General features: G+C 68.7%; 8 protein-coding genes and 1 tRNA gene. 2 read left to right on the top strand and 7 right to left on the bottom strand.

Annotated elements, in window-relative coordinates:
* Positions 1 to 100 precede the first annotated feature (100 nt).
* Complete coding sequence (locus AC2SGK_RS16465; protein ID WP_488324551.1) at positions 101 to 1,477, bottom strand: GntP family permease; 1,377 nt, start codon at positions 1,475 to 1,477, stop codon at positions 101 to 103.
* A gap of 91 nt (positions 1,478 to 1,568) precedes the next feature.
* Positions 1,569 to 1,645: transfer RNA gene (locus AC2SGK_RS16460), tRNA-His, on the bottom strand.
* Positions 1,646 to 1,746: 101 nt separating this feature from the next.
* On the opposite strand from AC2SGK_RS16460, the gene AC2SGK_RS16455 reads away from it, so the two are divergent.
* Positions 1,747 to 1,956 carry a DUF6324 family protein gene (locus AC2SGK_RS16455; RefSeq protein WP_411836664.1) on the top strand — a complete coding sequence of 70 codons (210 nt, stop codon included), beginning with the start codon at positions 1,747 to 1,749 and terminating at the stop codon, positions 1,954 to 1,956.
* Here AC2SGK_RS16455 and AC2SGK_RS16450 read toward each other — a convergent pair.
* A complete protein-coding gene (locus AC2SGK_RS16450) occupies positions 1,937 to 2,398 on the bottom strand; it encodes an MmcB family DNA repair protein (RefSeq protein WP_488324550.1) in 462 nt (153 codons plus the stop codon). The genes AC2SGK_RS16455 and AC2SGK_RS16450 overlap by 20 nt on opposite strands.
* A gap of 99 nt (positions 2,399 to 2,497) precedes the next feature.
* On the opposite strand from AC2SGK_RS16450, the gene AC2SGK_RS16445 reads away from it, so the two are divergent.
* The gene (locus AC2SGK_RS16445; protein WP_411836666.1) at positions 2,498 to 2,845 is read left to right on the top strand and encodes a RidA family protein; all 348 of its coding nucleotides are present in this window, start codon (positions 2,498 to 2,500) and stop codon (positions 2,843 to 2,845) included.
* On the opposite strand, the gene lpxB is transcribed toward AC2SGK_RS16445, so the two are convergent.
* The 4 genes from lpxB to fabZ all read right to left on the bottom strand — a co-directional run bounded on the left by lpxB (position 2,829) and on the right by fabZ (position 6,121).
* The gene (lpxB, locus tag AC2SGK_RS16440; protein WP_488324549.1) at positions 2,829 to 3,983 is read right to left on the bottom strand and encodes a lipid-A-disaccharide synthase; all 1,155 of its coding nucleotides are present in this window, start codon (positions 3,981 to 3,983) and stop codon (positions 2,829 to 2,831) included. The two genes, AC2SGK_RS16445 and lpxB, sit on opposite strands and share 17 nt — an antisense overlap.
* 80 nt (positions 3,984 to 4,063) lie before the next feature.
* A complete protein-coding gene (locus tag AC2SGK_RS16435) occupies positions 4,064 to 4,867 on the bottom strand; it encodes an LpxI family protein (RefSeq protein ID WP_488324548.1) in 804 nt (267 codons plus the stop codon).
* Positions 4,864 to 5,652 carry an acyl-ACP--UDP-N-acetylglucosamine O-acyltransferase gene (gene lpxA / locus AC2SGK_RS16430; RefSeq protein WP_488324547.1) on the bottom strand — a complete coding sequence of 263 codons (789 nt, stop codon included), beginning with the start codon at positions 5,650 to 5,652 and terminating at the stop codon, positions 4,864 to 4,866. Before lpxA ends, AC2SGK_RS16435 begins: the two co-directional genes overlap by 4 nt.
* The gene (fabZ, locus tag AC2SGK_RS16425) at positions 5,645 to 6,121 is read right to left on the bottom strand and encodes a 3-hydroxyacyl-ACP dehydratase FabZ (RefSeq protein WP_488324546.1); all 477 of its coding nucleotides are present in this window, start codon (positions 6,119 to 6,121) and stop codon (positions 5,645 to 5,647) included. Before fabZ ends, lpxA begins: the two co-directional genes overlap by 8 nt.
* Between the last annotated feature and the right edge of the window lie 74 nt (positions 6,122 to 6,195).

Here is a 6,195-nt window from a genome sequence, read left to right as displayed (position 1 = left end):
TGCGGTAGCGGGCGGGCTTGGGCTTGCTCATGCTGCCCATCTAACCGCATGGATTCACCAAGTGAATCCTTCACGGGGAGAGTTCTGCAACAACGCCCCGTTAAAGCACGGTCCCCAGCACGATCACCGTGATCAGCGCGATGACCGGGATCAGCACCGCGACCACGAAGATGTCGGGATAGCTTTTCCTGTGGGTCAGCCCGGTGATGGCCAGCAGCGTGATGACCGCGCCGTTATGCGGCAGCGCGTCGAACCCGCCCGAGGACAGCGCGGTGACGCGGTGCATCAGTTCCATGCTGATCCCCTGGTCGCGGCCCATCGTGGCGAACTGTTCGCCGAGCGTATTCAGCGCGATGGACATGCCGCCCGAGGCCGATCCGGTGATGCCGGCCAGCACGTTCACCGCCACCGACAGCGACGCCACAGGGTTGTTCGGGAACAGGCCCAGCACCCCGTCGCGGATCAGCGCAAAGGCCGGCAGCGATGCGATGACGGCGCCATAGCCCACCTCGGACGCGGTGTTGAAGATCGGCAGCAGTGAGCCCATCGTGCCTGCGTTCACGCTTTCACGCAGATCTGCGAAGCGGCGCCAGTTGAGCGCGATGGCCAGCAGGATCGAGGCGACCAGCGACACGATGATCGCCCAGATGCCCGCGACCGAGGATAGCGTCGTCTCTCCATATTGGGGTTCGGCCAGATAGTCGGCGCTGATGTTCGGGAAGACGAACCAGGTCAGGACCGCGTTCAGCACGATCACCGACACGACGGGCAGGATGGCCAGCGCGAAGGGCGGCAGGTCCGCATCCTCGGGCAGGGTCGCGTCGGCGGCGGTGACGGGGTGGTCGCCGTAACCCTCGGCCCCGGCGGCGCGGGCGCGGCGGTTCAGCCACATCGTGCCGCCCGCCAGCATGATGATCCCTGCCAGCGTGCCCAGGACCGGCGCGGCGAAGACGTTCGTGCCGAAGAACGGCATCGGAATGGCGTTCTGGATCGCGGGCGTGCCTGGAAAGGCGGTCATGGTGAAGGTGAAGGAGCCAAGCGCGATGGCGGCGGGCAGCAGCCGCTTGGGGATGTCGGCGCGGCGGAACAGCGCATTCGCAATCGGATAGACGGCGAAGGCCACCACGAAGAGCGACACGCCCCCATAGGTCAGCACCCCGCAGGACAGGACCACCGCCAGCACGGCGCGGTCCGCGCCCAGCCTGTCCACGATCCATTCCGCGATCGAACGCGCGGCGCCGCTGTCGGCCATCACCTTGCCGAAGATCGCGCCCAGCAGGAACAGCGGGAAATAGGTGATGACGTAGCCGCCGAGCGAGGCCATGAAGACCTGCGTATAGGTCGCAAGGATCGGCAGATCGCCCGACATCAGCACGGCCAGCAGCGCCAGCGCCGGCGCCAGGATCAGCACGTTGATGCCCCGATAGGCCAAATACATCAGCAGGATCAGTGACAGAAGGATACCGATCAGACCCATGGCACACGCCTCCCCGTTGTGGACGGCGCCATGGTTTCAGGCCAGGCGGGCGGGCGCAAGATGCTGCGGTGCAGAAAATTTGTGAGGGTGGTGGTACCGCCTCCCCGGCTTGAACGGGGGACCTCTAGATCCACAATCTAGCGCTCTAACCAACTGAGCTAAGGCGGCACAGGGCGGTTCTTTAGACCCGGTCGGCACGCGATGCAAGCCCCGCTTGCCGCGAAATCGTCATCGGGCTAGAGAAAGTTTCACAGCAAAAGGATCACGCCATGGGCATCAACAGCGAAAGCGACATTACCGCGAACATCCAGATCGGCCCGACCGACCTGGGCATGGTCCGCATCTATGTCCAGGGCGAGGGTGTGGACCTGCCGATGGACTTCGACCCCGAGGAGGCCATCGAGATCGCCGAGGAGCTGATGGCCGCGGCGGAGGCCGCCCGCGGCATGGGCGCCAAGCCTAAGAAGCCCCGGCGATAAGCGCCTCGGAGTCGCAGATGACCTGAAGGCGCAGGGCCGCCGCGCGGGCGAAGTCGCGCTGCACCTTGGTGCGGCGCGGCCCGGACAGGCGGTGTTCGGGCGCCATGCGGGTGATCTCGGCGCCGAAGGCGTCGGCATGGATCAGGCCCGTGTCCTCGGGCAGCAGCTCCACCGGGAAATCCCCGTCCACAGCCCAGAAATAGCGGTCGCACCAGTCCAGATAGCCCTGCCACTTCCGGTCGGCGCGGAAATCGGCGCGGCCGCTCTTGCATTCCACGACCCACAGCTCGCCCTTGGGGCCGAGGCTGATCAGGTCGACCCGCAGGCCCCGGACCGGCGTGAACTCGGTCAGCACCGCGTGATCGAGGCTACGCAGCAGGCGCCCCGTGCCGCGCGCAAGGCGCTGGCCGGGCATGGCGGGCAAGGGGCTGAGGTCGGACATGCGCGCAGGATAGAACGCAAGCGGAACGTCCGCAACCCGCCTTGCCGCCCCCGCCCCCCGCGTATAGCGTCGCCGCGCATATCGCCAAAGGAGAGCAACATGAGCGACATCAAGCGCCTGGAAACTGGCCCCCGCATGAGCCAGGCGGTCATCGCCAACGGCTTCGTCTTCCTGGCCGGACAGGTCGGAGAGCCGGGCACCCCGGTCGCGGACCAGACGCGCGCCGTGCTGTCGCAGATCGACGCGCTGCTGGCGCAGGCCGGGACCGACAAGACGCGCATCGTCTCGGCCCAGATCTGGATGGCCGACATGGCCGATTTCGCCGAGATGAACGCGGTCTGGGATGCATGGGTGCCCCAAGGCCACACCCCCGCCCGCGCCACTGGCGAATCGGCGCTGGCGACTCCGGACTACAAGGTCGAGATCATCGTCACCGCGGTGCTGTGATCGCCTGAACGACCGAGCGCGCCGCGCGCAGGCCCGGCGCCTCTCCCCCCTTCCCCAAGCGGTCCATGGTCACGTCCATCGCGTCCAGCTGCGCCCCGCGATGGGCGCCGTTCTCCAGCGCGTCCTGCAGCGCCGCGGCCAGCGGACCGGGCTGGCAGCGCGACCCCAGGAATTCGGGCACCGCGCGCGTGTCGCTGACCAGGTTGACCAGCGTCACCGTATCGGTGCGCAGCAGCATGCCCACGATCAGCCGCGACAGGGGTGCCATGTCATAGCCGATGACCATGGGGATGCGGTTCGCGGCCAGCTCCAGGCTGACCGTGCCCGATGCCGCCAGCGCCAGGTCGGCCGCCGCAAAGGCCGCGCGCTTCTCGTCCGGCTCCTCGATCACGATGGGGGCGGTGGGCCAGCGGCGGGTCATGTCGCGGATCATCCCCGACACGCCCGGCACGGTGGGCAGCACGACCCGGACCTCGGGGACGCGGTCGCGCAGGCGGATCAGCGCCTCGTCGAAGCGCGGCCCAAGACGCGCGACCTCGCCCCGGCGCGATCCGGGCAGGCACAGGACGACCGGCGCGTCGGAGGCGATGCCATGCGCATTGCGGAACAGCTGCGCCTCGTCGGGCCCCGCGACATCGGCGGTGGCGACCGGGTGGCCCACGAAATCGCAGGTCATGCCCGCCGCCTCCATCAGTGGCGGCTCGAAGGGCAGGATGGCCAGGACGTGGTCGATCACCTGCGCCATCTTCAGTGCGCGGCCCGGACGCCAGGCCCAGACCGAGGGGGCCACGTAATGCACCGTCCGCAGATCGGGCCGCTGCGCGCGCACCAGCCGCGCCACGCGCAGGCCGAAATCGGGGCTGTCGATGGTGATCAGCACGTCGGGGGCCGCGTCGATCACCGCCTGCGCGGTCTGGGCGATGCGGCGCTTCAGCTGGCGGTACTTGGGCAGCACCTCCCAGATGCCCATGACGGACAGCTCGTCCATGGGGAACAGGCTCTCCAGCCCCCGCGGCGTCATGGCAGGGCCGCCGACGCCCAGAAACCGCGCCTCGGGGTCGAGCCTGCGCAGCCCGTCCATCAGCGCCGCGCCCAGCTGGTCGCCGGACGCCTCGCCCGCGATCAGGAAATACCGCATGCCGTTCCTCTGTGTTGTGGCCCCGTCATGGTGCGTGTCCCGCCCGATCCGGGCAAGCCCATTCGCCCGCGCGCGCCCGCTCAGGCGCCGGCTGCCCAGAGGAACAGCCCGGCCGCCTCGGCGCGCCGCACCGCCTCCTCGCGGTCCAGCAGGATGACCTGCCCCGCGGCCCAGGCAATGCCCGCCAGACCCGCCGCCGCGGCCTGATCGACGCTGTCCGGCCCCAGGGTCGGCAGGTCGATGCGAAGGTCCTGTCCCGGTTTCGGCGCCTTGTAGAGAACGCCCCGCGCGCCGTCCGGATTCGGGCGCAGCCCTGCGTGGCGACTGGCAAAGTCCAGCATGGCCTGCGTGCCGGGCAGCGTCTCCAGCGCCAGGCACAGGCCCTGCGCGACGACCGCGCCCTGACCCAGATCCAGCGGCCCGGTCGCCGCCAGGATCTCGGCGGCACGCGCCACGTCGCGCTTGTCATGGGCGGAAGGTGCGCCGGTCAGGATGCCCTCTCCGGGCACCAGATCGGGCGCGATTTCCGTTACAGAACAAATGTTAAGGTCGTTTTCCTCGAAGATGTCGAGGACCGCGCGCAGGGCCGCGTCATCGCCGGACTGCATCGCCATGAGAATGCGCGGCACCAGCTGCGCGGTGCGCGCATCGAAGGCCTCGGGGTCCAGACGCGGACGGCGGATCGCCCCGGCGAACACGACACGGGTCACGCCTTGGTCGTGCAGCTCGTTCAGGAAGGGGATCAGGCGCTCAAGCCGGAACGGCGTCGCCTCCACGCCCTCGGGGGCGAACCCTTCCAGCGCAAAGAGCAGCGGTTCGTCCACGCTGGCGGCCACGGCAGGGGCCAGCGCGCCGCGCCCGGCGATGATGGCGATGCGGCTCATTCCGGTCGCGGCGCCAGAAAGCTGCGGTCGGACGGGCCGAGGATGAAGTCTAGCACGTCGCGTTCCATCGTGGTGACCGAACCGTCGGCACGCTGCCGGGCGGTGTCGCGGAACGAGCCGTGCCCCAAGGCACCCAGCAGGTCGCGCAGCGCCGCGATGTCGGCGCGGCTGGCCCCCCGGCGGCGCAGGCCGACCAGGTTCAGCCCGTCCAGATGCCCGCGCGGCCCCTGCACCAGGCCATAGGGGATCACGTCCGCCGTGACCATCGTCACCGCCCCGATCATGGCGCCGCGCCCGATGCGCACCCATTGATGCACCCCGGAGAGGCCGCCCACGATCACGTCGTCCTCCAGCACGCAATGGCCGGCGATGGCCACGCTGTTGGCCAGGATCACCCGGTCGCCGATGCGGCAGTCATGCCCCACATGGCTGGAGGCCATGAACAACCCGTCATCGCCCACGCGGGTCAGCCCGCCTCCCCCGGCCGTGCCGGGGTTCATCGTCACGTATTCGCGGATGCGGTTGCGCGCGCCGATCTCCAGCCGCACGTCCTCGCCCCTGAATTTCAGGTCCTGCGGGACCTCGCCGATGCTGGCAAAGGGAAAGACGGTCGTTCCCTCTCCGATGACCGTGTCGCCCGAGACGACGACATGCGATTTCAGCTCCACCCCGTCATCCAGCCGGACGCGCGGTCCGACCACGCAGAACGGCCCGATGCGGACCCCGGCGCCGATCGTGGCGCCCGGTTCGATCACGGCCGAGGGGTGGATCAGCGCATCAGCCATCCTTGCGGGCCATCATCGCGGTGTATTCCGCCGAGGCACACAGCTGTCCGTCGACCATGGCGCGGCCCTCGAACTTCCAGATCTTGCCGCCGCCGCGGATGGCGCGGCAATGCAGCTCCAGCACGTCGCCCGGCACGACCATGCGGCGGAACTTGCAATTGTCGATGCCCATGAAATAGGTCAGCATCTCCTCGTCGATGACGTTCATGCTGATGCCCACGACGACCGCCGCGGTCTGGGCCATCGCCTCGATGATGGTGACGCCCGGCATCACCGGCTGGTTCGGGAAATGCCCCTGGAAATGCGGCTCGTTCGCGGTGACGTTCTTGATGCCCACGGCGCTTTCGAACGGCACGATGTCGCGCACCTTGTCGATGAACAGGAAAGGATAGCGGTGCGGGATGATCCGCTTGATCAGCGACAGGTCGGCCTCGTTATAGGGGGCGGGATTGCGCGTGTCGTCAGCCATTTGCGTTCCTTGAGACGGTTTGGTTGGGGTTACCAACCAGGGGGCCGGATGGCAAGCGGACAGGCGGGCCCGCG

The sequence above is a fragment of the Paracoccus sp. NIOT.M2S5SZ12 genome, assembly GCF_057748165.1.
This window is presented reverse-complemented; position numbering and strand designations above follow the sequence as displayed.